We start from the raw sequence: 25,985 nt of genomic DNA, 5'->3' as shown, positions 1-25,985 counted from the left end.
TTTTTTCATTGTTCGATTACATAGAAACTTTTTCTATCTTTTTATTTATCGGATTTATTTACAATTCGTTGACATGTCTCAGAAATAGATTTAAAATCCTCCTCTTGTCTGCTTATCAGATCCTGTTGATCTTCTGATAATTTTTTATATTTTTCAATTATTCGATCCTGTCGCCTTGATTCCAGGTAAAAGGCAATTATCACTATAGAAATAAAAATCCCTGATATTATCAATAATTCTGTATTTGTCATAGTGTAAAAGTAAATGTTATTATTAATTTGCAGTTATGGTTATCCGTAGATATTATGTTGGATTAATTCCAAAAAGATTTAATAAAATTATTACTTTCAGACCAACTCAAAACTTTACACCTTTTTCATTCAGCAAATAAATTTCACGGTGTAATATTTTCTCTGTTAATTCTTCACTTTTGACAAGTTTCCAAACATATTGTAAATAATTGAATATATCTTTATCAAGTAATGCAGCTAAAAAAACATACAACTCTTGCCTTTCTTTATTTTCGAAATATTCGCTATCAAATGACATTAAATTGTTAGATTCTATTTCCCATTTGGAACGAAAATAACCGTCAAATTCGATCTTCCTATCCACAACTTCAGATTGGATTACTCCTATTGATGTTTCGTAGAAATCCACTATATCATCCGGGGCGTCCATTGCAAGATTTTCAAGTATCTCAAAAATATTATTGCTATCCATTAGAATAAAGTATTTGGCATTTTTTGTGGTTCCAGATTTACTGCAATTAGTTGAGGGTCGTAAGTTGGGAAAACGAACTCTTCAATAGTTTCGTCATTTAGAAACTTATCTGCCATTCTTGCATCCAGACAGATCGGCATTCTTAATTTTGAATTGTGTACAATAGACATGAGTTCATTTGCTGCAGTAGTGACTACACCTACTCCAATTTCCATATTTTCCCAAACGTCATAAAAACCCGCTAAATATAGATGGTCAACATCCTGCCATACAACTTCATGTTTAACCTTTATCGGAGTTTTTTTCCCGGGGTTTGACACATGCATATAATCGTAAAAACCTGTTATAGGTATGACGCATCTGTTATGTTGAAAAGACTTGTATAGTGAATGTGTTTTTTCTGCAGTTAGGTTAAGCCCTTTCGCAGGTTTATCTTTCGGAATTTCAGCATATAGCCCCCAAGTTCCGTGCGTGATCTTCCGGCCATTATGCTCCAACACTATTGGCATTGCTGGTCTTGAAAATGCTGACACAATCTCCGATTGCACATAACCGGATTCATAATTTTCCGCATCCAATTCCTGAGCAACTTTATCAAGATCTACTTTATTATTGTTGAATGAATAGCACATAATGAATATTTTTGATTCAAAAGATACAAATAATGTGCAATATCCTTTTATGCTTTCAATATTATTGATTCGTTGAAGCTAGAGGTGTACTTTGGTGAAAGATGTTTCTGCTCCATTTTCCAGGTAGTTTGGACATCCATTGATGCCAGTTTTACTTTTTGTTTTCCTAACCGATTATTCATACTATCCATTGCTTTCATAAGCGGAGAATGTATTTCATGATAATCAATATCAAACATGCTTGTCAATCGTTCAGTTTCCGGAACAAAGCTTCCCGTGATCACACCTGCTTTTCGGTACCGGAAACCCGGAATGAAAATCTTGTCAAGTGCTTTTTTCGCAAACTTAGAAATCTCTATTGCTGAGCTGCTTGGATTTGGAAGAGTAACAGTAAAAGAATTCGTATATTGCTGCTGATCCAGCTTGAATCTATCTGTCATCACAAAAACCGTTACATGTTTACAGCACGATCCCTGATCTCTCAACTTACGGGCACACTCTGAAGCAAAAGTAGAAACCCGCTCGTGTATATAATCATATTCAGCATGCCCACGATCAAACGTTCGCGTTGTGGCAATATTTTTCTTTGGCTCATGTATTGACATTTGGTATTGAGGTTCTCCAAGAAGTTCCTTTTTCATCCGGACCCCTAGGATTCCCATTTCCTTACGCAGGAAATCATCCGGAAGCTGTGTAAAATCCCATGCCGTATGAGCACCATAAGATTTAAACTTATCATGATACCTCCGACCGATACCCCAGATATCTTCCAAAGGAAACCATTTTAAGGCTGCTTCTATTTTTTTGGGGGAATCGATCATATAAACAGACCCCGTTTTGTCAGGGAATTTCTTTGCGATTTTATTAGCTACCTTGGCCAGTGTTTTCGATGGTGCTATACCAATACTCGTTGGAAGGTCCAAACCATGCAGCACATCTCTTCTAAGATCTACCATTCTTTGAAATGGGTCACTATATCCGTCAAGAAATAAAAAACTTTCATCTATCGAATAAACCTCTATATCATTACAGTATCTCTTTGTAATCTGCACTACCCTATTGCTGATGTCACCATATAAAACAAAGTTAGCCGAACAAACCACAAGACCATGTGTTTTTTCAAAGTGCTTTACTTTAAAGTAAGGCTCTCCCATGGGTATTCCCAAAGCTTTAGCCTCATTACTTCTGGCAATAGCACACCCGTCATTGTTTGATAATACAACAACCGGGCGCCCCCGCCATGCATAATTGAAAATCCGTTCACAGGATACATAAAAATTATTTCCATCAATTAAAGCTATCATAGTTTTCTCCAATTTCTAAATGTCCACGTAACCACACCCCAGAGAAAAAACTCTGTTTCCTCAGTAATATCAAAATCAGAATAATCAACATTTGCTGATTGAAGCTTTAGTTCCTTTAAAGTATTTCCGGCTCCGTACCTCGGCTTGTACCTCTTAATGAAATACTCATCCTGAATAATTGCTGCAACAAGATCATTTGGCCGGGCCTCAATTCCTTTCTGAATAAGGCACCAGTCTTCACTGAGAATGCCAATATCTTTCAATGAATCTCCGGAAATCCTTCCCGGAAATGTTGTAACTGGATCTTTAACCAAAAGTTTCAAGAAATCAATTTCACCTTCCGGAAAATCAAGAGCAGCACTGGGAAATGCTTGATAACCGCCTGCTTTCAGCGTCTCTCTAAACGGCTGTAATATAAGCGGCTCAATACTTTCCAGGTTAAATAACTCTAAATTTCCGATACTTTTCATATCACAAAATTATAAACTTTCTGATCTTATTTGTAACATTTTTATGTTAAATTATTGTCAAGCAAATCAAAAACCTTTATACGACAGAACTTGACGCATTAAAAAGTTATCCACAAAAAAAAATCCCCGCTCGTGGGGATAGATAAATACATCTCATTTTTTTAGTTAGACGAATACTCTTCATAAGCTTTTTTCATGCTTATGTTGTAAGGTTCCCGACCGTATTTTCTGGCAATTTCCATGAATCCGGAACCATTATAAATTTTTGCGATTGTAAACCAATCTTTATCTTTTATGGCCTGCTTTAAATTCCTGTCAGTATCAATGAATTTTGCAATTTGCCAGATCTGATTTTCTAATGATTCTTTTGCATGATCCCACATTTCCCCAACTGTAGCAAAACCCAGCCTTTTAAAATGGAAACCCATAACCTGGCCAATCCCTATTGAAGTGCTTTCCATGGCAGCATCTGGATTTTTTTTAAATGCATCATTGAAAGCCTGCCATTCTTTACTCTGTACATCTACTTTATTAAGGGACCAGACCCCGGACGGCGCATAAGGCGCTTTCTTTCTGAACCAGGCTGGCTCAAACTGTATAATTATTTTTCCACTAATTGGGGCAAAGCCCCGCCCACCAGTTTCAACTTTAATAAACGCAAGCATCGCCGATGAATCAAAACCGAACTCTGATGAAACATTTTCTGTTAATTGTATGATTTGTGTATTCATTTTTTTATTTTTAATTAAAAATATTCAACATCCATTTAGGAATATAACTTTTAAGTATTTCCCATAAAGCAGCACCAGCCATCAAAGAAATAATTACAATCCAGATTAAAGTACCAAATGAAATTCCCTTCCTGTCAGAAGATCTTTTTAATTTTTGACTGGTCGTTTCTAAAAGAGACAAAGATTTTTTATTAACTTTTACCAGCTCATTGTTGTTCCGGACAAGCTTTAAGTTTTGTTTATAGATAGAATCCTGAATTTTTACTGACGCCCTAAGCTTTTGTTCCAGCTGTTCAGACCGAATTTTTAAAAATTCTTTTTCATTGGAAATCTTAGAATAATTTTCAGACATTTCCATTTCTGATTTCTTTTGCCCATTTGGGTAGTACTCAGTTTTCTTTAGTGATTTTGAATTGTTCTCAGATTTTTCTTTCTGATAATTCGATTCCCTATCTTCCACACTGCTTTTATTTTCAGCCTCCTTTTCCTGTGAAATTTCCGTTTTCTTTACTTCGGTTACAGATTGTTTATCTGAAGATGAGTAAACCGCTTTACTGTTGTTTTCTTCGGATTTGTTCTCCTGCTTCGAGTGTTGCAGAGTTTTTTCATTCTGAACATTCCGGGAACCACATCCCACCATAAAAAGAAATAATAGACTAATCCAGATACACCTTTTCATTACCTATAATTTTAAATCTACGTATTACAAAATCATTTTTATGGAAAAGCCGGTATAACCAGCCGGCCCGGATCGTGTCTTGACCGTCATACACTTCGATTTCTTTCACTGGATCTGTTCTATTTTCCTCCTTTACGGCCTTAGAATTGTTGAATGACCCACTCCGGCTTGTTTCTTCCTTAAAGTACTCTCTGAAAAAAAGTTTAAGCCTGGAATAGAGAGAAGATCTAATATTTTTTAACTCTTCATTTTCCTTTTGGGCTTCAGAAAGTTTTTTTTCCAGAGCTACAGCTTTAGTTTTTTCAGCTTCGATGCTTACTATAGCTTCTTTTACCTTATCTGGTAATTTCGATGTGTCAGGCTTTTGCGGTTCTTGTGCAAAAGCAAGACAACTGATTAATATTAAAATCAAATTTTTCATTGCTTTTGGTTTTTAGGCATTAAATTTTCAAGTGTTTTAATTTCTTTCTTAAATGCATTATTTTCGATGTTTACATTTTGTAATGTTTGATTTCGTGATTGGTTTTCTTTTTGAAAATAAGCCTTCATACTTTCCACATATTCAAAGGTTTTTTTATTTTCCTCAATACAGTCTATATTTTTAATAGTGTCAAGCTTTGCCTGGAGCTCTTTTTTGTCATACTTTAAATCCCGGTTTACCTCAGAGAGTTGTTTTATGTATATGCTATCAGCGACTTTCTGATTTTTCATGCCTTGATCATACCCTGATTGGCTTTTAAAATCTCCATAAATAGCAGCACCAATTACAGTAACTAAAACCATCATAATGCCTCCCAATGGCTTTAGAAAAAATGCAAAAACCTTCTGGATCATTTCCCAGATCCAGTTCCCGTATTCTTTTATATTAGTAGGATTTTGCATTGTTTATAAATTCTTTATCATTTATTTTATTTATTTTTGTTAACCATGAAAAAATTATTTATTCTCTCAATATTAATGTGTTGCTGCTCCAAGCAAGAAAAAAAAGATAAAAATCTTGTCACGATTACATATAATAAAAAGGATTTGGATGATGCAAAAATCCAAATGCAGAATGCTTTCCCAATTAAAGAATCTGACATTGTACTTCTGGGTGATAGTAAGACAGAAGGCTTTCCAACGCAGGAAATTTTTAATGACTTGAACATAAAGAATAGAGGAATTGCTGGAAACACTACAATTGATATATTATCCCGTCTCCAAAATATTGTTTCAGGAAAACCTAAAAAGATATTCTTAGAAATCGGATTAAATGATCTGAGCGGGAACGATGAAATAGAGAAAGTTTTTTTTAATTTCTCTAAAATCTGCAGCCAAATAAAAAAAGTCAGTCCCAATACCATAATTTATGTTCAATCTGTTTTACCTACAACCTTTGAAAATAGAGGTTTGAATTCCAAAATCTTTTCATATAATAAATTGCTTAATAAGTTTTGTTCAGATAATGGCATTCAGTACATTGATCTGAATTCTCATTTTTTATTAAATAAAGAATTAAATCCTAAATACACTATTGATGGTACACATCTTAATATTAAAGGATATTTACTTTGGAAAGATTTACTGAGTCCATATTTAAAATATTAATTGTACCATTGCATTAAAATACTTGCAATAAGCGAGTTATTCCTTGGTGAATCTATTGGATTAAATGTATAATTTGGTGAACCCAAAACATAATTTGCTATAGCTTGATGTCCTGCATTATTCGGGTGGACATTGTCTCCTGAATTATACTCCGTTTTCAGATTCGAATTACCAGACTGTTTTGTAATTGAAAACAGATCAAAATACTTTGTAAAATTAGCAGTGATATATGTTTGATAAGCCGTCATATTTCTTACTGAATTCGCATAAGGAGTAATAGGAATAAAAACAATATTTCTTTGTTCGACAATTGTTTTAAACTGCTGTAGATTTGCTTTCCAATTATCAATATTTAAATCATTAGTTCCCATGCCATAAATAACCCGTTTTGGCCTTATTATGTTGGTAATTTCATAAAGTAGTTCCAATGCTTCTGAACTTGTATCTCCTGCCGACCCTTCAACCGAAAATCCCGCAATTGTTCCCCAGCGATTAACTGGAATAGATGCAGAACTTCCATATGCAATCGAATCTCCTACTAATAGATTTAAGGGCTGAAACTCTTGGTTACTTGTCTTTTGAATGCTGATTATATCAACTTCAGAAGAAGCGAAAAATCTCAATTTATGTGCAGTAATTGCCACCGGGGCCGCTACATTACAAGTGGTATTTTTCGTAATATTTTTAACCTGGAAATTTACTGACCATTGTGTTTTAGTTATAATAAATTCTAAAATATCGCCATTGTCTATAATTATAGCAGACGTAGACGTTCCGCTACTATTATCATAAGCGAACTCCCATTTTGCCTGTCCGTTTTCAATACTGAATGTTGTTCTAATATTGTTTTCTACCTTAATTCCATAAGTTTGTATATTTAGAAACTTAGAAGTAGTTCTCACTTTGACCTGGAATTCATCAAGAGCTGAAGCCCGCTTATATTGCAATACACTATTGGAGCCGGTAGAAATTATTTTCCCGGACAATAACTCCCAATTTCCTTTCGTATCAAAATCGGAAAGGTCAGTGAAATTACTTTTATTATATATTGTCCCTATTTCTGCCATTACTACCTACCTATAGATGTTAAAAATGTTGATAAATCTGAATATAGATCAGTAACATTAGTATCTGATAAACCTTTCCCATAAAAAGCAGCCTTATATGTTCTTGATGATGCAGATACAGCTGTCCCATTGTTATTCATAGCCCCCAAGTACATATTTAAAGAGGGATTTTGACTTATATTAGTTTCAGTCTTCTCAATCAATAAAGTCGCATTTCTTGACGCCTTTAATGAAGTAGGAGATGATCGATTAATTATCCATAACCCATCAGAACTCTGAGAGTGAGTCAAACCTATTTCAGATGTTCCTGATCCTGCATCATTGCCTGCAGCGTATAAAACTGATCCATATTTTATCCCAAAATATTGAAGAGACCCTGTTATTTGCGCTCCCATGTCAACCGTAGGTTCATTAACGTTTGTTCCTGAATAAACACCAAAAGAAAAATCAGAATTTGTCGTTACAATCGATGGATTCAAGTTCATATTAAAAACTCCTTTAAGTCCTGTATTGTCAATTGAAACTAAATTCACAACTGTTAGAGAGTGCGCCTGCTTTATCGCATTTAACAGTTTGGCATCTTGGTTGCTACCAATGCACAGATAAAGTGATATTAACTTGCTATAATAACCTTTTGTTGTTGCTGAATTCTTAAATGTTGTCCAAGCATTCTGCTCTATTGTTGTTAGTGTAGCTCCAACCTGTGTAACTCTCTCTTCAAATGTCCCCTCCGGTTGTGGTGTAATTTGCCCAGATTTAGCAACATTCATTATTACTGCCGGGACTTTAAATTCTACTACTTCAGGTCTTGAATATATAATTTCTTGATTCTTTGTTTTGTCAATTTCAGACAGTCCAATTACTTCGAAATCTGAAGAAAAATTAATTTCGCTAGTACCGTCAGAAATAATTAAATGCTTAACCATAGAATCTTTCGCTGTTCCTGTTGGATCATATGTTACATTTATGTTTCCTACTTGATTGACAACAGAATATTTTCTTTTTTCATCAAATTTCACAATACTATTAAAAGTAACTTTAACCGCCTCCGAATCTCCTCCTACTTTTTTCGTCCATTTTGATGATAAGCCTGGAACATCTATAGAAGTTACACTTGTAGTTGCTTCATAAATCTGGCCCTCATAAAAAACCTGATTTCCTGAAACATAAGTTTTAGCTGTCCAAGTTTCTATTTTTGACTCCGGAAGAACAACTTCAATCCCACTCCAATTGTTACCGTCATATGATATTATCCCTAATCTATTTATTACTACTCCACCAGCATGATCATATGTACCTGCGTCAGCCCAATACCACTTAGCATCACCTGGCTGAATTACCGGAACATCAGCCGGCCGTAAAATACCCGCATGATCAGATTGCTTATTAATAATCATCCACGTTCCGTTTTTTCGATTTATATTTATCGAACCATCAGGGAGAATGAACATGCCCTGGCTACCTTCTAATGATGCAATATCAGGTAAAGCATTAACTGTTACAGGAATTAAAAATTTTGTCATAAAAATAAAATTACCATTCGTTACTAATTGGGAAAAAATCTGCTTTTATAAATTTTGTTTCTAACAATTGTGCCCACTGATCAACTTCATCATCATTTAAATTACTGCCATCCCGTCTCGCAAACAGACCATCAAAATCCACATCAGGATCTTCAATTGCAGATTCATCGAGTACAATTGTTCCGTTATAAAAAAGAAGGGGGTTTTCATCTGCAAAATTTTGCTCAAATGTTAACTCATATCCTTTTCCAGAATCATCATCATTAAAATCCCCGATGAAATACAAGGGATTTTCAATACTTCCGTAAATGCGATGGTATTGTTTGTCATAAGAATTCATAATTATGACAAACCCCTGATTAATATTATTCTTAACGAATTGGTGGATTTCCAGATCATCGCCTGGGAAATTCCCGGTAACTTTCTTTTTAAAACCTCTGGAGTCGATGTCTCCGTCAGATTTTATATTTCTTTTTTGAGTACTGGGAGTTAGATAAAGTATGTGAAATCTTCTTCCATTTTTTAAATGAATATCTCCATTACAAAGAATACCTTTTTCAACAACCGGAGGTAGTGAAACAATATCCTGTATATAAAGAAGATAAAGCTCTCCTTTTGGTGTAGGAAGCCCCGCACTGTTTTTCGGTTTTCGTGCATTCAATCTGAAATTAGACATTCAATTTTTTTTACAAAAGTCCAATTCAGAGAATGATTATTATGTTACACCAAAAAAGCCGTAATTCAGTTTATTGTTATTTTGGAATAACGAAAGGACCCCGTTGTTGGTATACCGGTAATATAATATACGCATCTGGTTCTGCGAATATCCATATTCGTAAAGATCATACATATCGCAAAACTCATCTATAGCCTTTTTAATCTTGCTTTTGTAAACATTTCCCTTACAATAACCTTTTATAAAAAAACAAAAATAGGTCCTGAAGTAAGAGTCAATGAATTTGTAAAAGCTCTCCAGATCATCAAAAGATAGATCTATTGAAAATTCTGCAGCATTGTAAAAATTTATTATTTCCGTGGAAAAAACTTTCTTTTTGCCTTCGGTATTCGCATATATTGTGAGACAAAATTCACGTACCGGCTTTTGATACTTCAGCCTTGCATACAGGAATTGCCCCAGGACGCTTTTAGGCTCAATAAGAATTTGCTTGTACTCTCCGCCATCTTTTAGAATTGAAATACCGTCACATTCCTTCAAAATAAAAGGAATTAAGTAACCTGGAATTTCTATAGGGCGAAGTCTTATCATTCTATAATACATCCAAACTGGAAAGTGAAAATTTTATACGTGTGCGGTCAGTGGTAGAATCAATCTCAGGAACCATTTTAAGATTGTTAAAATAATCATTTCTATACATGACTATTTTCCTTCCATCGTTAGTGATTGCCACAAGAGCTTTTGTCTTATTCAATTCAGCAATGGAATCACTATCACCAAGACCTGGCTCCGAATAGACAATTTCATTAACATAATAATATCCGGAAGAAGTATTTTTGCGATCCCATGTGTAAAAACAAGTACCCGGCGTAAAGTATACCGGATCTAAATTTTGAGTTTTAAAAATAATTTCTTCGTCCTGAATACCATCATACAGGTCAGCAGCAGAAATTAGATATAACTTACTGATATATAAACGTTCTAACATCATCTATTAGTTTTTCACAAAGATACTATTTATATCCTATGATATGATAGATATCCTAATAAAATACTAAAAGTTTGTATTTTTTTTGTAAGACTGTAATCCTGTAATAAATAAATGATTATCAACAACTTAAAATCAATAAAGATCTGTAATACCCTCAATTTGGATTTGTAATGGATTTGTAATGCTCTTTTTTATTACAATTTTTTTGTAATTACTAATTAAGTATTACAAAAAATAAAATACACTGTAAGCCCTTACAATTCGGGATTTTTGGTTCTTCATTACAATATTACAAAAATTAATAAAATTTTATGGCGGGGTGTGGGGAGGATTGAAAGGCGGCCCTTCCCCTTTGTTTTAGGAGGAATTTCGGAAATGTAACTTAAACCCCTGAAAATCGTTTAAAAAAAATCCCGGTGATGTAAATATCACCGGGAGAATTCTCACTCGCTTAAAATTAATACGGAAGATCTTCGTCTTCTGCTACTGCATCGGAAATTGATTCAGAGCTCGCCACAGCAGTTTTGGGTTTCTTATACTTGAGATTGCCAATATAAGCCTGGTTCTCATTTTGGAATTCAGATTTGTTCTGAACCTGGATGGCAGCATTGTTATTGTATTGGTCAGCTTCATCTTTAACCCAGACATTAATATCAACCATAAGGTGCCGGCCTTTCTTTAAATCGACCCAATTTGCTTTAACTTTCCCAGTTTTCAGGGCTTCCTGGAGCTCTGTGAAATCTAGTTGCCCATAGAATGATAACGGTTTATTTTCGCTCATAATTTCTTTATTTTTAGATATTTAATTTTTTAAGATTGTATAATTATTTGACTTTCATAGAATTTCGCTTTTTTAACTTCGCCTTCCCAAAACCATTCTACTGAGATAATGTTATCTTTTAAAGGAGTTGGATTACTAACTGGCATCTCTTTTTCTGTGAATATTTCTGAAATAGTCATGTCACACGATCCCGATTTCAACTGCACAACATCACCTCTTTTTAAATTTGTATTTGCCATAATTTTAACTTTTATAAATATCCAAACGCACGGGCTGCTGCTAGGCCGATATCAAGAAGATTACCTTGTTCTTCTTCATCTTCAGAATAAAACTTGGAAATTTCTTCATCGAGCTTGTCCCATTTTTCAGCTTTACCCGTTAAACAATTTTTATTTTGATTTTCTTCCTGAAGATCAACCCCTAATTCTGTTAATCGTTTTCGGTAAAGTAGGAGACTGGCTTCTGCATCTGCGAGATTATCTTTACAATCTTCGATTTCTTCATCCTTTTCAATTTCCTTTTCTTCTTCCTCATGGCATTTCGCGCAAATTGTTGTATTCGGATGCCATTTATCAGATCCGTAACCGTCATTCAAATCAAACCATTCCCCACAATGGACGCAGGGTGTTGGCATTTCCATTTCTTCAAATTCTTCCATAATTATTGTTTTAAAGTATCTAAAATGTTATGTGCTGATTCAGGTATATGAAAAGTATATTTATAGTTTAAAATTCTACAACCAGAATCGTCAAATTGCACTTCTTTTTTTTCAATAAGAGAGGCAATATTATTAAAACTAACTATCGATTCATCTGACATTGCCTTCTCTGTTCTTATCTCTGCTAAATGAAATCCATCTTTCACAGGGTGTATAGTTGAGTTATAGCCCTCGATCTCATTTATTCTTCTTAATTTTTGTGAAAATTTTTCATGATTTTCCATTGTTGTAATATTGTTTTAAAGTTGTTTATTTAGTAAACTGGATGTTTAGGCTGGTGTATAGGTCTATAATGTGTAAATCCTTTCTCACTCCATTCTTTAAAAGCTTTTTGCTTTGAATGATCTTTCAAAAATTCCAATAGCAAAATTTTACCATTCCAAAAAACATGATTTAGAGTGCCTTCATCTGGCAAATCATCTTCAGTTTCAATCTTTATCCAACCGTTGTTGTTTTCGATTCCGGCAAGTGATTTTGGTCGCCAAAATTCATGATGAATTTCACATTCTGTTTCTTCATCAAAACCCAAATCCAAAGGAGATACAGCCATTCTATTTAGAGATCTGTCAACCCAATGATGCACATTTAAAATATGTTGTTGCATTGAATGAGATAGTAAACTCCAGCTTTTCCCAAAAGCTTCTTGTATTTTCTGTTCTTTTGTCATTGTTTTATTTTTTAGATTGTACTAAAATCATTTCAGTTGTTTTCCCGGAAATATTCCGGATAATTCTTTCTTCAGAATTGAAATAAAGATCTTTTAACTCACAGAAACTTTTTAATTTAGTTTTGAAATTAATTGAACTTAAATTTTTCATAAAGGGAGAATAATTAGCTAAGTTTTCTAACATCAAATTTTTAGGAATCTCAATATTGAGAGTGTTTTCATTAAAATATTGTTCCCCCCACTCAATGAAAATTAAGCCTATAGTCTGCATATTTTCACGGCTTTTATCACGGTTTTCATCAAGAAAGGTAAGAAACCATAGCAGCATTCTTTCGGCCTCAAAAAAGCTATTAATAGGAACACCTATAAATCCTTTAGCTTCATTATCGTAAATACCGTAATCAGCAACCCAATATTCAATAGAATATTTTGGATATTTCTTTTGTAGGTCATCTAGTATTGTCATAATTAATATTATACTTTTAATTTAAAAGATTATAATATGGCCCCGAAGGGCCATGATTATTAGGTCATTTGAGGACAGTACAATAAGTTATGAGCATAAGCATCAGCCGATTGCAACCAGCAAGGCTGCCAGATAGTCATATCACATACATTTGTACTTTGGCACTGGGTCCACTTTAGACCAGCTTTTACCGATTTCAAGTCTTCTCTTGAAAGTTTTTTGAATTTTTTCATTGAAAATTAATTTTGATTTACCGGGAAAGAAGCGGTCCCGATTTCCGCAAATTATTCGTGTTAAAAATCTAAAATAATATTACCAAGTTTAGGTTTTCCATCATACAGCTTTCAGAAGCCGCTGGGAAAATAATAAAAATTGCTTTTTTCATAATTTTTTGGATTTTTGATTTATTTATTACTTATAAAGTTTTGAGATTTCTTTTTTAAATTTTAATCGTATTCTTGTTTGATTAATAGTGTCAGGCTTATGTAGACCTGCAAGCCATTTATCTACTGTATTCCTATTCACACCAATTTCATTGGCAAATTCTTTTTTTGTTTTTCCGGAAGATTCAATAATCCGGGTGATAAACTCTTTTCCCATACTACAAAGTAAAAAGCTGTTGACTATTATAATTGGTTATCAAAATTTCAGTTCTTCTATTTTTAATATTTGCCCTGCTTTTTAGAGGGATAATATTTAAATTTCTCGCTTCTGCCTCTCTAATTATAAAATCACTATCAAACTCGGACATAGCCGCTCTAATACCGCAATTAACCATTAAATCCAGACAGTCAATCGAATCTTTTTCAGCCCATTTTGGTACACTGTAATAGTGCTCAGTGTCGTGATAAATCGGGTCTAAATAAATAAAACATTTATCTCGATCGTTTAAGCCTTTACTAAAACTGATCGCCGGTAAGACTTCTCTAAAATCCCGATTCATTATTTTGACATTCTGGAGAAGATGAAATGTTTTATCAAGATTTTTTAAAACACTTTGCTTTGCATTATCCAATCCTAATCTTAAAGTATCCCCTTTTCCCATGTATGAAAAATTTGAAAGAAATATGAATCTCAAAGCTTTCTTTATAGGATCGACTTCTTTATTTTTTTTCCAATATTTCATTAAAGTTTCTGATAATGGAACAATAGTAATCTGTTCTCTAAATTCATTGAGGTGGTTTTGTACAACCATGTAAAGATTTGTTACATCATCGTCTAAATCATTAACGATAGAATACTTGGCTTTAGGTAGATAAAAAAAACTACCTCCAGCACCGAAGAATAATTCTATTCTCATCCTATGCTCTGGAAAATGCCTGATTAATTCCTTGCTCATTCTTCTTTTATTACCTAATCTTGTTAATATCATTTATGCAGCTTTTCTTGATTCAAATATTCGCAATGCAGTTGCTTCACAGATTTTTCGGGCCATTGTCACTTCCACAGCGTTTCCAATGAATTTTTTTTGATCAGCCTGGGTCCCAATCAAAACATAATTTTTAGGGAATCCCATAATTTCTTTTAGTTCCTGGATCTTCAGCATACGCATTTTTATGTCCATCAACCCGTAAAAAGCCATGAATTCTTTGATCTTCTGAAGCATTGGTGAATCCGTCTCATATATCTCATAAACCACTACATTTCCTTCAATGTAAATGAAAGGTAGCGTTTCCCCTTCTTGACTTATTTCTACTAGGTAAGGCGGTGTTTTATCCATTCTAGCGATTAGAGTAAAACACGGCTGGTCCAGATCATTTCCGATTCTGCTATATTGAGCATCCATCAGGTAATGCCATTTTCTATTTGCCGTTATTGTTGGAGCAGAATCTTCAACTGAACTTCCTATGTTTTTGAAATTTGTGTTCATGATCCATTCTGCAGAAACTTTTGCATATTTAGGGTTGGTGGTTACAGCTCCCAGAACCGTTTCAACAGATGTTGGTTTGCTATTTCCGAATTGTTGATCAATAAATGTTACATGACCCGAAAATCCTCCACACTTTTCACATTGCTCTTTTGTGTATTTGTTTTCAGTTGTAATCCATTTATGTCCACAATTACAATATAAAATGACTGATTCATTAATTGATTTTGGATTTACCAACGCAAAACGATCTTTTGTTAAGACAGTTGGGCAAGGCTGATTCAAATCTTTTGGTTCATCCCTGTAATTATAAGAAACAATATATTTAGGATTAATAAAAGCAATGCGATCTTTTGTAGTTACAGTTGGAGAAGGATCTTTCGGGGAGTGGATTCCTCCATTTCCGTAATATGTTGTTAAGAATTGCGGCTGCACTAAAGAATGTCCTCCGAAAGTCGTTACTGTATGAGAAGGTTCGTTAATTGAAGCTAACTTATGTTGAGGCCGCCCGGAATAATACTTTGTTATAAAACTACAATTTACCTTAGCAAATCTATTGTTTGTTGTGATTGTATTACAAATCTCTTCAATGCTTTTAACCCTATGTTCAGGATTTCCTGAATTATATTGTGCTAAAAACTTATCCTTTCCACCAGCAACAAACTTAATAAGTCCGTGGTATATCCTTTCAAGCGTTGCTTCCACAAGGTCTTTTTTTCGTCCGAAAATGGATACTCCTTCATCATCAAAATCCAGAACCTCTTTAACAGGCCTCCATTTTTCCAAACTTTCAAACGTTCCGGAAACTGGATTTTTTGCGTGGGTTGGTTCCGGCCAAACTATAGGGAATTCCGACTTATTGAATTGACCGAAAAATCTTTTACGACTTGTCAGTGCTCCAAAGTCAGCAGAGTTAAGAATTCGGTGATCAAAATCATATCCAAAGCCTTTGATGTGATCAACCCACTTTGTATAAAGCCTTCCTTTGTCTTTACTAATTGGCTTTCCATTTTCGTCCAAATCCCCCCAGCTCATGAATTCTTCAACATTTTCGATTTGAATAGAATCCGGACTGATTGCATCAATGTATCGGTCCAGGTGTTCGGCGAGTGTTCGACTATCTGCATCGCGAGCCAGACCTCCTTTTGCTTTACTGAAATTCGTGCATTCTAAAGATGCCCAAAGAACAAGTTTTGCAAAAGGGTATTGCTTTTTCATTTCTCCCACGTATTCAACCAGCGGGCCTAATTCCAAAGTTCTGATGTCCTCTGTAAAATGTAAAGATTCGGGATGATTTTCAGCGTGTGAGGCTATTGCATTGGCATCATGATTCACACAAGCAATAACTTTTGCGCACTTTTCTCCGTGGATTTTTGCAGTTTCAACTCCGGTAGAAGTTCCCCCGGCTCCACAGAATAGATCTACATATAAGAGATTTATGGCTAAGATTCCTAATTTTATAATTTTTTTATTCATTACAGTATTACATTTTTACATTAAAAAAATCTATTTTTTCACTATTTCCTGTTCATTAACAAAGACATAATTGTCTCTTGGAGGTGCCAGAATTTCAATGCGGCCGAAGTATTCTTTTTCGTAGTCGATAAGCTCATTATAATTATCCGGAACATCGGTATAAGCGCGGAATACTTGCTTTGAGTTTAGTTTGTCACCTTCATAGAAATAGCCTACTTTATGCGCTCCCCGGTAAGCAATTACAACTACCTCTCCGGAGCTTACGAGTCTGATTCCGACTATATCCAGATTGATAAGCGTACAATTAAAACTCAGATATCCAAACTGCTTTCGTAAATCGGATCTGAATGGTGGCCATTGTGCAAATTTTGTTTCCATTATATTATTAATAAGGGTAATCATTATCATTATCACTATCACTGTCTTTTATTTCATAAGCTTCTCCTACTCCAAAAGGTCCCTCAAGAACAGCTAAGTATATATATTCTGTAGCTTGTCCGCTAATGCTTCTCATGATTCGACCGTCTGAGGTAGTTAATTTATCTGCTGGATTTAAAATATATCCTTTCAGTTCGCAGAATTGTTTTAGCTTGTTTTTAAACAATGTTGCCGAAATATTTTTTACTGAAGGATTATATTCTATCAAGTTTTTAAATGCTTCTTTTTTATTAACCTCACTGTTAAGGTTTCCGTCTACAAAATAACCTTCTGCCCACTCCAGGAATACTGGACCCATTTCCGTGATAAGATTTCTTTTCTTGATATTCCCTTGCGGAGCACCTACCTTATCTTTTGTAGACAAATAAAACTGAAGACATTGAACTGAAAAGTTTAAAAAGAGGTTCCATTGTTTATCATCCCACTCAGTGAAAAATCTGTTTTGAAAATCATTCAGCGGGGATCTTGCTTCCATATCTTCTTTTGCCCCGTGATACCAATCTGAATAGGAAACAAACAGAATCCTTTCCATTGTTGATGAATCAAGACCAAAAGGAGCATAGTTTGTAGTAATGCAAAATTTTGGAGATTGATGAAAGGGAATTAAATATGCATTTTGGTTTTTAGGATTGACATTAAGATCTCCAGTGATATCGGTAAACAATTGATTAAACTGAAATTTTTTATCTGCATCATCAAAAAGAACATAATCGGTCTGTTCGGTTATCCCGTCATATAAGAAATCACTTTCTAGTAAATTTTTCTTTCGGGCCCCCATGTATTTTGAATTCATGAAAAGACGGATACCGTTATTAAAAAGCAAGGATTTCCCGGTTCTACCGTGCGATTCGTTATCATCAACCACTTCATTATCCATGACGTAAGTACACCATGCTTTCGAGGGATCTTTAAAACGGTGGAGTAAGTAGCCAAACGCATAAACTTTATTTGCAAAATGTAGCTCCTGCTCGTAAACCTGATCATCATCTAAACCGACGTCAGAACCTTCGATTTTATATTTATCCAGAACAAAATTATTTTCTTTGAAATATTCTTCTCGTTTTGATGGTGGTAAATTTCGAACTTCTTCTTTCCAATATACGCGGCTTGCATTGATTAGATAGTTCATAAAATCGCAATCCTTTCTATAAATATTTACTTCCCAATTATTATTTTGATCTTTTTTGATTTCAAAAAACGGATTACCTTTATTAAGTTTCCCTTCGCTATCTATGTAATGTGCTTCAATCTTGATCGCACGGCTTTGGAGGGTATGTCTTGTTTGTTTTTTTATAATGTTATTGAGGATGTCACCTTCCATGACATAACGGCTGTAGCCCTTATTGATCTCCTCTACTTTATCTGCAGTAACCTCCCAGATGAATTTATCAAAAAACAGATATTGACTTTTGGCTGTGTGATCTGTAAAATCAAATTCCTTAGTTTCAAGATTGACAAGCTTTTTATCCGAAACTGCTTCAGAACCAATTAACATATTAAGCAGATCATCCGGATAAAGTGATAAACCTTTTTCCTTCTGCTTCTCGTCCAGGAAACTATTGAAGAAATCTTTAATCTCCTGTGCAGATACTTCCTTTAAAATATGCTTATCCTGTTTCACAAAATAAAATCCGTCTTTCCGGTTTTCATCTTTTATTCTATAGAAGCCATTAAGCTTTAAGAAATTGAATGCATTTTTATAATTGATTTTATAGTCCATTGTATTGCGATTCTTGTTATAGCTTCCGCTCCAGAATTTTCCCGGTCTCGCAAGCTCTAAGAACCTCTCAACTTTCTTTTTCAATTCTAATTGAAGATCATCATCATAACTGCTATTCATTTTCATGAAATCAGTAAAATCCTTCAGTGCATTTCCCCTAAAATCTTTATGTTTTGTTATTTCTTCAGGAAGCCAGGCTGTCTTCACATCCATATGTTCCAATGCTATTTTCTTACCGGCTTCGATTCCTGTCGGATCAAGATCAGGAACATTAATAACTTCATGAGAATGTTTAAATAATAATCCTATATCTGACTCTGTAATATCTGCAGTCTCTGAATTAAACCAAACTACGGCATCAGCCTTTCCCGTTGAAGCCATGTTGATTGAATCCCTATCACCAGAGCAAATAATCAATTTCTTTATTTTGGTGATTTTATCTTTAACTTCACCAGTAGCATGACCATCATCATCAAGAACATCTTCTTTTTCAACTGTCATACTTTTAAGTATGTCTAAACCGAAAATATGTTGCTTCGGCTTCTTTCCTAAATATGAAAATCTATATTTCTTATCAGAAGATTTCGGCTGATAAATTTTTAGCCATTCTCTCGAAGGATCTGCGGGCTCAACCATCACGTCTTTCTTTGGTCCGCGTAGAGACACTTTAGGTTTTCCGCCTCCTTCAGATATAATGAATGCAAGAATCGGATAGGTTTCTGAGCTGGTAACCGTGAAAACATCACAGAACTCTGTTTGTGTATTTTCAACTTTTTTAATCCAACTATAAGATTCTAAAGAGAAGAGTCTGTATTTTTTACAAATTTCAGCGGTTACAAGAGGGCCTAAAATCTCAAGCTCATAAGGTGTAAAATCTTTAGTAACGTATGCAAAACCATCGCTATTCAGTTCAACACCATCATATTCTGTAAACTTGCATTTGGTGATGTTTTTAGCCCTTGTTTTTGTTTTATCAATAAGATTAAGTTCCTCACCCAACGCAAGAAGACTTTCGAAATAAGTTTTTCCTGTAAAATGGGAATAAATATGAATTCCGTGCTTTGATTTAGAAAAAAAGCCTCCGGGATCTCCCCAATCTTTCACAAAATAGATTCCGTTATTTTTGGAGACATTCGCGCTTTCAGTGCCTTCCTTTCTTATTCTAAAGTGTTTATTTATGTTCGCTTCCGGAAGAAATCTTTCGATTAAATCCCAGCCCCCGTTTGTTGCTTCAAAAATCTGTTCCTGGTTAATTGGGAATGATGACATACGTAACTCTTGTTATTAGTTTTATCTATAAATCGATTTCTGGAACAATCGCATCCAGTGCATTGAGAAAAATTCCTACATAAAGAATTTCATTTAAAAATTGCATTCCTGATTTCATTTCCTCGATGGATTCGTTTTTAAAATCTGAGAAATTTTTAAGAGGATTTGCGGCTTTCCATTTTTTAAAATCCCGGACGATATCTGATTTGAGATTATTTACCTTTTCATTAAACTGAACCTCTAAACCTTCTGATTTGTAGTGTTCTTCGGTTCCTGATTTGATAGCGTTTATATTCATGGAGTATTTTTTTTAATAGTTCGGTGTTAATTCTTGCATCTTCGATATATTCTGTAATTTCTTTTATTGCCCTAATAAAATTTTCGCCGGCCTTAAAACCGTTATAGTAGTTGTTTCTCATCTGCCAATTAAATTTTAGCCTTTTACGATGTTTCTTGCTGCTCATTTCTCTTTACTTTTATCAATGTGGAACTCGTTTTTTATTTCAAGAAGTGAAAAATGTAAACATTCTATATTTCCTTCAAGACCGAAATCTTTGTTGGAAGTAAATTTTAAAAACCATTTAAAATTTATTGACTTACATCTCTTATTTTCTTGGCAAATAAAAATGAGATGCGCAATTATATTTTCTTTGAATATTTCAAGTTCTGAAGCGTTTACAACAACCCTGTCATTCTGCGCCAAAAATGCTTTTATTTCTTTCTCTAAGGTGTTTTTTGAGCCTTTCAGGATAGTAAGGCATGTAAGATATCTTTTCATTATTATTTTTGTTTTGGAGTAAAAAGAATGGCCCCACAAGAAGAACAATGCCATGTTTGACGGAGATCTTCCACATTACCACATTTACATTTTTTCCAGATATCGTGATTATGTTCTTTTAATAATTTGTTAAAAGAAACATTACCTGCTTTTGTTTTAAAATCAGATAGTGTAAACTGCTTTACGGGCTTTTCTTTATAACTATTAATAAAGGCTGATAGCTTAGAATCCATTAATTTGTATTTTAAAAATTTAAGAGAAAACCCAACCAGCCACTACTGGCTGGGTAAAACCAATAACCATGAACTCAATACAACATGAGTTACTGAAAACTTCTATATATTTTATCTAATTTGTCATTCATTGCTTCTCGAATATCATTTGAAATAATGATAATTCCAGCATCAAAATACATTCTCAATTTCCTTGAAAACGCATACAGTTCATCTTCGCTTTCAATATTGCGGATTTGTCGTATAGTTCCCCGCTCATCAAGCTTTATTGTAACTTTTTTTGTTATCATATTTTGTAAAACCCCCGCCGAAACGGGGAAAGGTTAAAAATTAGATCAAGCCCAAATTAAACGCTACGCTGGCCAGTTCTTGTTTTGTTGAAATTCTAAGTGAATTGTATAATTTTGTTCTATACACTTCGAAGGAACCTAATGGAATTTTAAGCTCTTCAGCTATTACCGTATTTTTTTTAGCTGATATCAAAAGACTAATTGCTTTTTCATCGAACGGAGCTAAAGGAAAACCCTTGTATTCAATATTCTTACAAACTTTCCCAAAACCTTTACATTGATTTTTTAAAGGACAATCGAAAGAATCGGGAGCTTGTATTCCGTTCACATAGTCTGGAGTGAAATTTAAGCCACCAAAGCGGCATTTTGCCAACTTCCTTTTCTGCTCCATGCGTGAAGGAAACCATCCTTCAAGTATTACTTTTGTGGCAAGTTCAGATTCAATAATGTGATCTAAAAATCTTGTGTCTTCCAGAGGAAGCTCTTCATAGTCTAAAACCCGACCACCCTTGATAGCCATGAGTCTGTTTTCTTCTTTGATGTAGAAGAATTCTAAGGAGCCGTCACGCATCCCTGGATATAACCTTGTTGAAGTCATTTGAATTATTTTTTTAAAATTGATTTACTGTCTTCTGCAACTTTTAGAAGTGCTGCAATGATTTTCAAATCACCTGATTTACGTGACTTTACCTGTCTAATTATAGATTCTGTAGTATCAGGCACTATTTCTAAAACTTTCGCAACATATCGTTTTGGCAAATAATCGTCAATGATTTGAAAGGATTCAGCAATATTGGAATCAATTTTTTTTACCTTATTACTTTTCATTACTTTTGTGACACTTCGTTACTTATTGTGACAAAGTTACTTATTATATCTTATGATGCAATAGGTAACGAAAATATTTTTTGATTAAAACCATAACTATATGACAATCAGTGAGAAAATTTACCATTACCTAAGAATCAATGATCTTCAAGTGAAAGATTTAGCAGAAAAATTAGATATAAACAGAGTAACATTATCTGCAATGTTGAATGGTAGAAACAGATTTTCACAAGATTTCTTCGAAGCACTGAATGAACGTTGCCCCGAAATAGATCTTAATGCGCTTGTCAATAAAAACGTTGATGTGGATTTTCTGAATGAAATAGGTCCGAGGAATCCGGACTCAGAGAGAATATCAGAACTAGAAAATACTCTTAAAGAGATTAAAAAAATTATCACAAAAACCAAAATTTGACACAAATTTGTCAAAATTAACAGCTAACTAACTGATTTACAACTATGAGAATAATTCTGTCGAGGTCACAAACGACAATATGCGCAAATTCAGGACAATTTGCGCATATTTTTTTTCACATAATTCATAATCAATTAGTTAGATTTCATCAAATTAAGACTTTCATTACAAAAGTGTTAATTCAAAAAAAAATTAGTTTGATTCTAAACGCAACATGATAATAAGAAAATGGTTTATTTTCTTTTACGTTTGGTGCCATAATTAATTTTAATGATTAACTATAATTTATTTGACTTATGTAAGCCCGAAAGAGTATTATTTATCAAGTTCTTTCGCAACAACTTTTGCCATTTCTTTTGAACTGAATGGATTTTGTCCTGTAATCAGGTTCCCATCCACTATAACATTTGAGGTCATGGGGATACATGCTTTCTTCAGATCTGCGCCACGCTCAACAATTGAAACTTCAAGATTAAAAGGAACTTCTCTTTTTCTTCTTGCGATGGTTTCCTCAAACCAGTCGAATCCTGTCATTGATTTTCCTGTAATCAGATAGGTACCATCAGAAAGCTTCACATTAATCAATCCTCCCACACCGTGGCAAATAGCAGCAACCATTTTTCCACTTTCGTACTGCCTTCTGATGATATTTTGCATCATAACATCATCTGGAAAATCATACATTGTTGCATGTCCACCTGCGAGATATACACAGTCAAAATCTTCATTTTGAACTTCCAGTAAACTCTTTGAATGATTGAGTTCGTTCATAAAAGCAGGGTTTTCATAGTATGATTTTGAAATTTTGTCCAATACAAGAGGCTTTAAACTCTCAGGGTCAATAGGTACATCTCCACCTTTAGGACTTGCAATGGTGACCACCCATTTCTTTTCCTTTGCTGTGTGGTAGATATGGGTAAGCTCACTCAACCATAGGCCGGTTTCTAAGCCACTTTTATAATGACTGATATTAGTTACAGTCAGAAGGATTTTTTTCATTTTTTATTTCATTTTTTCTATTATTTAAAGTTAATAATAAACGAATGGGTGTAAGTAACCCAATCAAGGAAGATTGTAACCGAATCTCTGTTAAGAAAAATAATTAGAATTACTGCCTAATTTCTTGATTATCTCTTAATATATACTTCATTAAATGACACCCTGCAACGTTCACCCCAAATTATTTCATTTCCTTTTCTGATTCCACAGGAGATAACCATATTAACCTGAGCGCCTCGGGGTAATTTCAGCACCTTTTTCAAGACCTTACTGTCAAAACCCTCTAGAGGACAGGTATCACCATTGGCCATAGCGATCATAAAAGTTTGAGCTGCCAGCGCACATGATTTGTGAACCATCACTCGCATATCATTCTCGGAAGCCTCTCTCGTAATTGTCCTGAAATCCCTATAGTCCCGGTCAATAACTTTCTGAAACCGCCCAGTATGCCATAGAAGCATAGTAAAATTCTCTGTCTTTGTTTCTTTTTTCCTGTTTCTCAACCGTACTTCGCATCGAACGTCCTACAGAGTTTGCTAGGGATACACCAAAAGGATTAGAACCAAGAAAAAAACACACAAAACACTATTACTCAAGCACATGTTTCTAATTTTTTTCTATTTCAGTAAAAAAAGAGTTTGGATAGTGTCCTGTCGAGTTCACAAATACCTAAATGGCTCCAATTTATCTAAATTGAGCCATTTTTTATTCTTGATTCCAAAATAAGCCAGATGTTTTGGCAGTAGATATTACAGGTTTTCTTGCTGCAAGATATTCCGGTGTTTTTGTAGAACTGATAAATTCTGTTGATTCATTTAAAGCAATAATATCAAAGTAATATCCCAGTGAGCGATATACTAAGCTACTTACATATACGATTTTGAACCTAAAAAGACCAGAGAAGGAGACAGAAAAGCAGCGTACAGCATAATTTCATTGGATCACAATCAATTTTTGTGATAGAATATTTACTGATTGTACAGCCTGAGAATCTCCACCAGTTCAGGTATGGACCGTATTTTCAGCTTTTCGAACAACCTGTTTTTGTAAGTGCTGATCGTCGATGAATGGAGATTCAGCTGATTGGAAATTTCTTTGAGGGGAAGACCTTCTGCAAGCTTATTGGCAATTTGTAACTCGCGGTCTGATAACGTTTCAATTGGAGAATTTTTGGCAGCACCAGTTAATGATTCTAAAAAAATCGCTTCTTTTATATTATCACTCACATACCGGCCCTTATTGAGCATCGCCGTTAAAGCTGTCTCAATGACTTCACTGGAGCTTAGCTTGCTGAGATAGCCACCGGCACCCATTTTTAGATAACGCATCCCATACAGCTCTTCGTCCTGTGAAGAAAATATCAGAGTTTTTAAATTAGGTTGATGGATTTTTATGTAATCTATTGCCTCCTGAACAGTACCATTAGGCATATTAACGTCCATAATGGCCAGATCGAATTCTTCTTTCTGAATTAATTTGTATAACGATTTATAATCTTCGACTTCTGAAATGACGGCATCGGGAATTAATCGTTTGATGGTTTGTATCAAACCCATCCGGACGATACCATGATCATCTGCTACAACAATACGAATGTTTACTTTTAAACCCATCGTTCTATAAATTTATGTAAAAAAAGGGAAACCGTGGTGCCTTTATTTTCAGCGGAAATGATTTGGATATTTCCATGCAGCAAGGATATAAAATTTTTTACAATTTTCAAACTTAATCCAACTCCTTTCTCGCCCGCAGTTCCCAGGAATATGGGATTATCATAAGTGTAAATTGCAGATAAATACTTGTCATTCATTCCCGTTCCGAAATCAATCACAGAAAATACAACCTGGTCACCTTCTGTAATTACCTGCAAATAAATATCTTGCCCCGGCAAGGAGTATTTTACCGCATTGTTAAAAATTTTGTCTAAAACATATTCAAGCAAGAGGCGATCGCTTGTAAGAAATACATTGTGATCTCCTTTAAAATAAAATTGAATGTTTTTTTCTTTTAATTTAGCTGCGTATTTTTCTTCTAAATAGTGAAAAAGATCCGTCACCATGATTTTAACGGGTTTAATCTTAAATTCCCCGTATTGTGTTTTTAGCCAGGCGCTGCTGTCCTGGACAGTTTGCAGATTCTTCCGGGCATCGCTTTTTACCTGCGGCAACAGCTTAAAAAAATCTTCCTCATTTATGGTCTTTTGTTCCAGTGATTCTATAAGCCACAGAAAATTTCCAAACAGTTCTTTTGAATCATGAGACAATATTGAGATCAGTCCGTTCTTGAAATTGATTTCGTTTTCCAGTCTTTCGATTTTTAATTGTAGTTCGTTGATCAAATCATTCATAAATTCAGTATCAAATGTTTAAGAAGCTGTTTGAATTATTTTTTTTGAAAAAAGGCAGAAAGGGTAATATTGTTTAAATGTGAATAAAAACATATAGCTCAGACCTTTCTGTCAGAAGCAGGCAAGTTATAAAAAATATCATATTAGTAAAAAGAAAAATTAAATAGGATTTACCTTAAATAATAAATCCCCTATTTTCTTTAACTAAAAACAGCTTTGTGTGGCATAATATTCCGACAAACTTCCACCCTGTAAACTGTTTACTGGTATTACCGAGAATGGGTAAAAGATGGAACATGGACAATATCAG

At 34.2% G+C, this 25,985-nt stretch carries 37 protein-coding genes; 2 read left to right on the top strand and 35 right to left on the bottom strand.

Features of this window, described 5'->3' with window-relative positions; translation table 11 throughout:
- Positions 1–357: 357 nt before the first annotated feature.
- From AC4IFE_RS02935 to AC4IFE_RS02900, 8 genes are all read right to left on the bottom strand, one after another.
- Positions 358–723 (bottom strand): hypothetical protein, encoded by a 366-nt coding sequence (locus AC4IFE_RS02935; protein WP_490754740.1) that lies wholly within the window; start codon positions 721–723, stop codon positions 358–360.
- Positions 723–1,355, bottom strand: a complete 633-nt coding sequence (locus AC4IFE_RS02930; protein ID WP_490754738.1) for an SOS response-associated peptidase family protein — start codon at positions 1,353–1,355, stop codon at positions 723–725. Before AC4IFE_RS02930 ends, AC4IFE_RS02935 begins: the two co-directional genes overlap by 1 nt.
- A gap of 47 nt (positions 1,356–1,402) precedes the next feature.
- The gene (locus AC4IFE_RS02925; RefSeq protein WP_490754736.1) at positions 1,403–2,659 is read right to left on the bottom strand and encodes a Y-family DNA polymerase; all 1,257 of its coding nucleotides are present in this window, start codon (positions 2,657–2,659) and stop codon (positions 1,403–1,405) included.
- The gene (locus AC4IFE_RS02920; protein ID WP_490754734.1) at positions 2,656–3,129 is read right to left on the bottom strand and encodes a LexA family protein; all 474 of its coding nucleotides are present in this window, start codon (positions 3,127–3,129) and stop codon (positions 2,656–2,658) included. The genes AC4IFE_RS02925 and AC4IFE_RS02920 overlap by 4 nt, the downstream gene beginning before the upstream one ends.
- Before the next feature lie 161 nt (positions 3,130–3,290).
- On the bottom strand, positions 3,291–3,860 hold the full coding sequence (locus tag AC4IFE_RS02915; RefSeq protein ID WP_490754732.1) for an N-acetylmuramidase domain-containing protein: 570 nt from the start codon (positions 3,858–3,860) through the stop codon (positions 3,291–3,293).
- 10 nt (positions 3,861–3,870) lie between these two features.
- Positions 3,871–4,539: a hypothetical protein gene (locus AC4IFE_RS02910; RefSeq protein ID WP_490754730.1), complete on the bottom strand. Its 669-nt coding sequence runs from the start codon at positions 4,537–4,539 to the stop codon at positions 3,871–3,873.
- On the bottom strand, positions 4,517–4,960 hold the full coding sequence (locus tag AC4IFE_RS02905) for a hypothetical protein (protein WP_490754728.1): 444 nt from the start codon (positions 4,958–4,960) through the stop codon (positions 4,517–4,519). Before AC4IFE_RS02905 ends, AC4IFE_RS02910 begins: the two co-directional genes overlap by 23 nt.
- A complete protein-coding gene (locus tag AC4IFE_RS02900) occupies positions 4,957–5,421 on the bottom strand; it encodes a hypothetical protein (protein WP_490754726.1) in 465 nt (154 codons plus the stop codon). The genes AC4IFE_RS02905 and AC4IFE_RS02900 overlap by 4 nt, the downstream gene beginning before the upstream one ends.
- 45 nt (positions 5,422–5,466) lie before the next feature.
- Here AC4IFE_RS02900 and AC4IFE_RS02895 point away from each other — a divergent pair, with 45 nt between their 5' ends.
- On the top strand, positions 5,467–6,126 hold the full coding sequence (locus tag AC4IFE_RS02895) for a GDSL-type esterase/lipase family protein (RefSeq protein ID WP_490754724.1): 660 nt from the start codon (positions 5,467–5,469) through the stop codon (positions 6,124–6,126).
- Here AC4IFE_RS02895 and AC4IFE_RS02890 read toward each other — a convergent pair.
- The 23 genes from AC4IFE_RS02890 to AC4IFE_RS02780 all read right to left on the bottom strand — a co-directional run bounded on the left by AC4IFE_RS02890 (position 6,123) and on the right by AC4IFE_RS02780 (position 21,914).
- Positions 6,123–7,193 carry an SGNH/GDSL hydrolase family protein gene (locus AC4IFE_RS02890; protein ID WP_490754722.1) on the bottom strand — a complete coding sequence of 357 codons (1,071 nt, stop codon included), beginning with the start codon at positions 7,191–7,193 and terminating at the stop codon, positions 6,123–6,125. The two genes, AC4IFE_RS02895 and AC4IFE_RS02890, sit on opposite strands and share 4 nt — an antisense overlap.
- Positions 7,194–7,195: 2 nt before the next feature.
- Entirely contained in the window at positions 7,196–8,716 is a 1,521-nt protein-coding gene (locus tag AC4IFE_RS02885; protein WP_490754720.1) for a hypothetical protein, read from the bottom strand.
- Positions 8,717–8,726: 10 nt separating this feature from the next.
- Complete coding sequence (locus AC4IFE_RS02880; RefSeq protein WP_490754718.1) at positions 8,727–9,392, bottom strand: hypothetical protein; 666 nt, start codon at positions 9,390–9,392, stop codon at positions 8,727–8,729.
- 39 nt (positions 9,393–9,431) lie between these two features.
- Positions 9,432–9,983 carry a hypothetical protein gene (locus AC4IFE_RS02875; protein WP_490754716.1) on the bottom strand — a complete coding sequence of 184 codons (552 nt, stop codon included), beginning with the start codon at positions 9,981–9,983 and terminating at the stop codon, positions 9,432–9,434.
- A 1-nt stretch (position 9,984) separates the two neighbouring features.
- Positions 9,985–10,383: a hypothetical protein gene (locus tag AC4IFE_RS02870; protein ID WP_490754714.1), complete on the bottom strand. Its 399-nt coding sequence runs from the start codon at positions 10,381–10,383 to the stop codon at positions 9,985–9,987.
- 457 nt (positions 10,384–10,840) lie between these two features.
- A complete protein-coding gene (locus tag AC4IFE_RS02865; RefSeq protein WP_490754713.1) occupies positions 10,841–11,164 on the bottom strand; it encodes a hypothetical protein in 324 nt (107 codons plus the stop codon).
- 29 nt (positions 11,165–11,193) lie between these two features.
- The gene (locus AC4IFE_RS02860; RefSeq protein WP_490754712.1) at positions 11,194–11,403 is read right to left on the bottom strand and encodes a DUF2158 domain-containing protein; all 210 of its coding nucleotides are present in this window, start codon (positions 11,401–11,403) and stop codon (positions 11,194–11,196) included.
- A gap of 11 nt (positions 11,404–11,414) precedes the next feature.
- A complete protein-coding gene (locus AC4IFE_RS02855; protein ID WP_490754710.1) occupies positions 11,415–11,822 on the bottom strand; it encodes a hypothetical protein in 408 nt (135 codons plus the stop codon).
- Between the two features lie 2 nt (positions 11,823–11,824).
- Positions 11,825–12,106: a hypothetical protein gene (locus AC4IFE_RS02850; RefSeq protein WP_490754708.1), complete on the bottom strand. Its 282-nt coding sequence runs from the start codon at positions 12,104–12,106 to the stop codon at positions 11,825–11,827.
- A 29-nt stretch (positions 12,107–12,135) separates the two neighbouring features.
- Positions 12,136–12,549: a hypothetical protein gene (locus AC4IFE_RS02845; RefSeq protein ID WP_490754706.1), complete on the bottom strand. Its 414-nt coding sequence runs from the start codon at positions 12,547–12,549 to the stop codon at positions 12,136–12,138.
- A gap of 4 nt (positions 12,550–12,553) precedes the next feature.
- Positions 12,554–13,015 (bottom strand): hypothetical protein, encoded by a 462-nt coding sequence (locus tag AC4IFE_RS02840; protein WP_490754705.1) that lies wholly within the window; start codon positions 13,013–13,015, stop codon positions 12,554–12,556.
- 59 nt (positions 13,016–13,074) lie between these two features.
- Positions 13,075–13,248, bottom strand: a complete 174-nt coding sequence (locus tag AC4IFE_RS02835; protein WP_490754703.1) for a bacteriocin-like protein — start codon at positions 13,246–13,248, stop codon at positions 13,075–13,077.
- Positions 13,249–13,426: 178 nt separating this feature from the next.
- A complete protein-coding gene (locus AC4IFE_RS02830; RefSeq protein ID WP_490754701.1) occupies positions 13,427–13,615 on the bottom strand; it encodes a helix-turn-helix domain-containing protein in 189 nt (62 codons plus the stop codon).
- Between the two features lies 1 nt (position 13,616).
- Complete coding sequence (locus tag AC4IFE_RS02825; RefSeq protein WP_490754699.1) at positions 13,617–14,387, bottom strand: DNA adenine methylase; 771 nt, start codon at positions 14,385–14,387, stop codon at positions 13,617–13,619.
- Positions 14,388–16,358, bottom strand: a complete 1,971-nt coding sequence (locus AC4IFE_RS02820; RefSeq protein ID WP_490754698.1) for a DNA cytosine methyltransferase — start codon at positions 16,356–16,358, stop codon at positions 14,388–14,390. It lies immediately after the preceding gene.
- Positions 16,359–16,388: 30 nt separating this feature from the next.
- A complete protein-coding gene (locus tag AC4IFE_RS02815) occupies positions 16,389–16,736 on the bottom strand; it encodes a hypothetical protein (RefSeq protein ID WP_490754696.1) in 348 nt (115 codons plus the stop codon).
- A gap of 7 nt (positions 16,737–16,743) precedes the next feature.
- Entirely contained in the window at positions 16,744–19,785 is a 3,042-nt protein-coding gene (locus tag AC4IFE_RS02810) for a primase-helicase family protein (RefSeq protein ID WP_490754695.1), read from the bottom strand.
- Positions 19,786–19,810: 25 nt separating this feature from the next.
- Positions 19,811–20,083: a hypothetical protein gene (locus AC4IFE_RS02805; RefSeq protein WP_490754694.1), complete on the bottom strand. Its 273-nt coding sequence runs from the start codon at positions 20,081–20,083 to the stop codon at positions 19,811–19,813.
- A gap of 162 nt (positions 20,084–20,245) precedes the next feature.
- Complete coding sequence (locus tag AC4IFE_RS02800; RefSeq protein ID WP_490754693.1) at positions 20,246–20,563, bottom strand: hypothetical protein; 318 nt, start codon at positions 20,561–20,563, stop codon at positions 20,246–20,248.
- A 2-nt stretch (positions 20,564–20,565) separates the two neighbouring features.
- Entirely contained in the window at positions 20,566–20,796 is a 231-nt protein-coding gene (locus AC4IFE_RS02795) for a hypothetical protein (RefSeq protein ID WP_490754692.1), read from the bottom strand.
- A gap of 89 nt (positions 20,797–20,885) precedes the next feature.
- Positions 20,886–21,086, bottom strand: a complete 201-nt coding sequence (locus AC4IFE_RS02790) for a hypothetical protein (protein ID WP_490754691.1) — start codon at positions 21,084–21,086, stop codon at positions 20,886–20,888.
- Positions 21,087–21,126: 40 nt separating this feature from the next.
- On the bottom strand, positions 21,127–21,684 hold the full coding sequence (locus tag AC4IFE_RS02785) for a helix-turn-helix transcriptional regulator (RefSeq protein ID WP_490754690.1): 558 nt from the start codon (positions 21,682–21,684) through the stop codon (positions 21,127–21,129).
- Between the two features lie 5 nt (positions 21,685–21,689).
- Complete coding sequence (locus AC4IFE_RS02780; RefSeq protein WP_490754689.1) at positions 21,690–21,914, bottom strand: hypothetical protein; 225 nt, start codon at positions 21,912–21,914, stop codon at positions 21,690–21,692.
- 100 nt (positions 21,915–22,014) lie between these two features.
- On the opposite strand from AC4IFE_RS02780, the gene AC4IFE_RS02775 reads away from it, so the two are divergent.
- Positions 22,015–22,329: a helix-turn-helix domain-containing protein gene (locus AC4IFE_RS02775; protein ID WP_490754688.1), complete on the top strand. Its 315-nt coding sequence runs from the start codon at positions 22,015–22,017 to the stop codon at positions 22,327–22,329.
- 315 nt (positions 22,330–22,644) lie between these two features.
- Here AC4IFE_RS02775 and AC4IFE_RS02770 read toward each other — a convergent pair whose 3' ends face one another.
- The 4 genes from AC4IFE_RS02770 to AC4IFE_RS02755 form a co-directional block, all read right to left on the bottom strand.
- Entirely contained in the window at positions 22,645–23,328 is a 684-nt protein-coding gene (locus tag AC4IFE_RS02770) for a type 1 glutamine amidotransferase domain-containing protein (protein WP_490754687.1), read from the bottom strand.
- A gap of 128 nt (positions 23,329–23,456) precedes the next feature.
- Positions 23,457–23,789 (bottom strand): nitroreductase family protein, encoded by a 333-nt coding sequence (locus tag AC4IFE_RS02765; RefSeq protein ID WP_490754801.1) that lies wholly within the window; start codon positions 23,787–23,789, stop codon positions 23,457–23,459.
- 507 nt (positions 23,790–24,296) lie between these two features.
- Positions 24,297–24,941 carry a response regulator gene (locus tag AC4IFE_RS02760; protein ID WP_490754686.1) on the bottom strand — a complete coding sequence of 215 codons (645 nt, stop codon included), beginning with the start codon at positions 24,939–24,941 and terminating at the stop codon, positions 24,297–24,299.
- The gene (locus AC4IFE_RS02755; RefSeq protein WP_490754685.1) at positions 24,932–25,675 is read right to left on the bottom strand and encodes a sensor histidine kinase; all 744 of its coding nucleotides are present in this window, start codon (positions 25,673–25,675) and stop codon (positions 24,932–24,934) included. The genes AC4IFE_RS02760 and AC4IFE_RS02755 overlap by 10 nt, the downstream gene beginning before the upstream one ends.
- Between the last annotated feature and the right edge of the window lie 310 nt (positions 25,676–25,985).

It is taken from the genome of Chryseobacterium sp. UF-81 (assembly GCF_058245105.1).
This window is presented reverse-complemented; position numbering and strand designations above follow the sequence as displayed.

Excerpts from the sequence above, each read along its gene's own strand:
- AC4IFE_RS02935 (WP_490754740.1), bottom strand. The coding sequence starts at position 723 with ATGGATAGCAATAATATTTTTGAGATACTTGAAAATCTTGCAATGGAC.
- AC4IFE_RS02930 (WP_490754738.1), bottom strand. The coding sequence starts at position 1,355 with ATGTGCTATTCATTCAACAATAATAAAGTAGATCTTGATAAAGTTGCT.
- AC4IFE_RS02925 (WP_490754736.1), bottom strand. The coding sequence starts at position 2,659 with ATGATAGCTTTAATTGATGGAAATAATTTTTATGTATCCTGTGAACGG.
- AC4IFE_RS02920 (WP_490754734.1), bottom strand. The coding sequence starts at position 3,129 with ATGAAAAGTATCGGAAATTTAGAGTTATTTAACCTGGAAAGTATTGAG.
- AC4IFE_RS02915 (WP_490754732.1), bottom strand. The coding sequence starts at position 3,860 with ATGAATACACAAATCATACAATTAACAGAAAATGTTTCATCAGAGTTC.
- AC4IFE_RS02910 (WP_490754730.1), bottom strand. The coding sequence starts at position 4,539 with ATGAAAAGGTGTATCTGGATTAGTCTATTATTTCTTTTTATGGTGGGA.
- AC4IFE_RS02905 (WP_490754728.1), bottom strand. The coding sequence starts at position 4,960 with ATGAAAAATTTGATTTTAATATTAATCAGTTGTCTTGCTTTTGCACAA.
- AC4IFE_RS02900 (WP_490754726.1), bottom strand. The coding sequence starts at position 5,421 with ATGCAAAATCCTACTAATATAAAAGAATACGGGAACTGGATCTGGGAA.
- AC4IFE_RS02895 (WP_490754724.1), top strand. The coding sequence starts at position 5,467 with ATGAAAAAATTATTTATTCTCTCAATATTAATGTGTTGCTGCTCCAAG.
- AC4IFE_RS02890 (WP_490754722.1), bottom strand. The coding sequence starts at position 7,193 with ATGGCAGAAATAGGGACAATATATAATAAAAGTAATTTCACTGACCTT.
- AC4IFE_RS02885 (WP_490754720.1), bottom strand. The coding sequence starts at position 8,716 with ATGACAAAATTTTTAATTCCTGTAACAGTTAATGCTTTACCTGATATT.
- AC4IFE_RS02880 (WP_490754718.1), bottom strand. The coding sequence starts at position 9,392 with ATGTCTAATTTCAGATTGAATGCACGAAAACCGAAAAACAGTGCGGGG.
- AC4IFE_RS02875 (WP_490754716.1), bottom strand. The coding sequence starts at position 9,983 with ATGATAAGACTTCGCCCTATAGAAATTCCAGGTTACTTAATTCCTTTT.
- AC4IFE_RS02870 (WP_490754714.1), bottom strand. The coding sequence starts at position 10,383 with ATGATGTTAGAACGTTTATATATCAGTAAGTTATATCTAATTTCTGCT.
- AC4IFE_RS02865 (WP_490754713.1), bottom strand. The coding sequence starts at position 11,164 with ATGAGCGAAAATAAACCGTTATCATTCTATGGGCAACTAGATTTCACA.
- AC4IFE_RS02860 (WP_490754712.1), bottom strand. The coding sequence starts at position 11,403 with ATGGCAAATACAAATTTAAAAAGAGGTGATGTTGTGCAGTTGAAATCG.
- AC4IFE_RS02855 (WP_490754710.1), bottom strand. The coding sequence starts at position 11,822 with ATGGAAGAATTTGAAGAAATGGAAATGCCAACACCCTGCGTCCATTGT.
- AC4IFE_RS02850 (WP_490754708.1), bottom strand. The coding sequence starts at position 12,106 with ATGGAAAATCATGAAAAATTTTCACAAAAATTAAGAAGAATAAATGAG.
- AC4IFE_RS02845 (WP_490754706.1), bottom strand. The coding sequence starts at position 12,549 with ATGACAAAAGAACAGAAAATACAAGAAGCTTTTGGGAAAAGCTGGAGT.
- AC4IFE_RS02840 (WP_490754705.1), bottom strand. The coding sequence starts at position 13,015 with ATGACAATACTAGATGACCTACAAAAGAAATATCCAAAATATTCTATT.
- AC4IFE_RS02835 (WP_490754703.1), bottom strand. The coding sequence starts at position 13,248 with ATGAAAAAATTCAAAAAACTTTCAAGAGAAGACTTGAAATCGGTAAAA.
- AC4IFE_RS02830 (WP_490754701.1), bottom strand. The coding sequence starts at position 13,615 with ATGGGAAAAGAGTTTATCACCCGGATTATTGAATCTTCCGGAAAAACA.
- AC4IFE_RS02825 (WP_490754699.1), bottom strand. The coding sequence starts at position 14,387 with ATGATATTAACAAGATTAGGTAATAAAAGAAGAATGAGCAAGGAATTA.
- AC4IFE_RS02820 (WP_490754698.1), bottom strand. The coding sequence starts at position 16,358 with ATGAATAAAAAAATTATAAAATTAGGAATCTTAGCCATAAATCTCTTA.
- AC4IFE_RS02815 (WP_490754696.1), bottom strand. The coding sequence starts at position 16,736 with ATGGAAACAAAATTTGCACAATGGCCACCATTCAGATCCGATTTACGA.
- AC4IFE_RS02810 (WP_490754695.1), bottom strand. The coding sequence starts at position 19,785 with ATGTCATCATTCCCAATTAACCAGGAACAGATTTTTGAAGCAACAAAC.
- AC4IFE_RS02805 (WP_490754694.1), bottom strand. The coding sequence starts at position 20,083 with ATGAATATAAACGCTATCAAATCAGGAACCGAAGAACACTACAAATCA.
- AC4IFE_RS02800 (WP_490754693.1), bottom strand. The coding sequence starts at position 20,563 with ATGAAAAGATATCTTACATGCCTTACTATCCTGAAAGGCTCAAAAAAC.
- AC4IFE_RS02795 (WP_490754692.1), bottom strand. The coding sequence starts at position 20,796 with ATGGATTCTAAGCTATCAGCCTTTATTAATAGTTATAAAGAAAAGCCC.
- AC4IFE_RS02790 (WP_490754691.1), bottom strand. The coding sequence starts at position 21,086 with ATGATAACAAAAAAAGTTACAATAAAGCTTGATGAGCGGGGAACTATA.
- AC4IFE_RS02785 (WP_490754690.1), bottom strand. The coding sequence starts at position 21,684 with ATGACTTCAACAAGGTTATATCCAGGGATGCGTGACGGCTCCTTAGAA.
- AC4IFE_RS02780 (WP_490754689.1), bottom strand. The coding sequence starts at position 21,914 with ATGAAAAGTAATAAGGTAAAAAAAATTGATTCCAATATTGCTGAATCC.
- AC4IFE_RS02775 (WP_490754688.1), top strand. The coding sequence starts at position 22,015 with ATGACAATCAGTGAGAAAATTTACCATTACCTAAGAATCAATGATCTT.
- AC4IFE_RS02770 (WP_490754687.1), bottom strand. The coding sequence starts at position 23,328 with ATGAAAAAAATCCTTCTGACTGTAACTAATATCAGTCATTATAAAAGT.
- AC4IFE_RS02765 (WP_490754801.1), bottom strand. The coding sequence starts at position 23,789 with ATGCTTCTATGGCATACTGGGCGGTTTCAGAAAGTTATTGACCGGGAC.
- AC4IFE_RS02760 (WP_490754686.1), bottom strand. The coding sequence starts at position 24,941 with ATGGGTTTAAAAGTAAACATTCGTATTGTTGTAGCAGATGATCATGGT.
- AC4IFE_RS02755 (WP_490754685.1), bottom strand. The coding sequence starts at position 25,675 with ATGAATGATTTGATCAACGAACTACAATTAAAAATCGAAAGACTGGAA.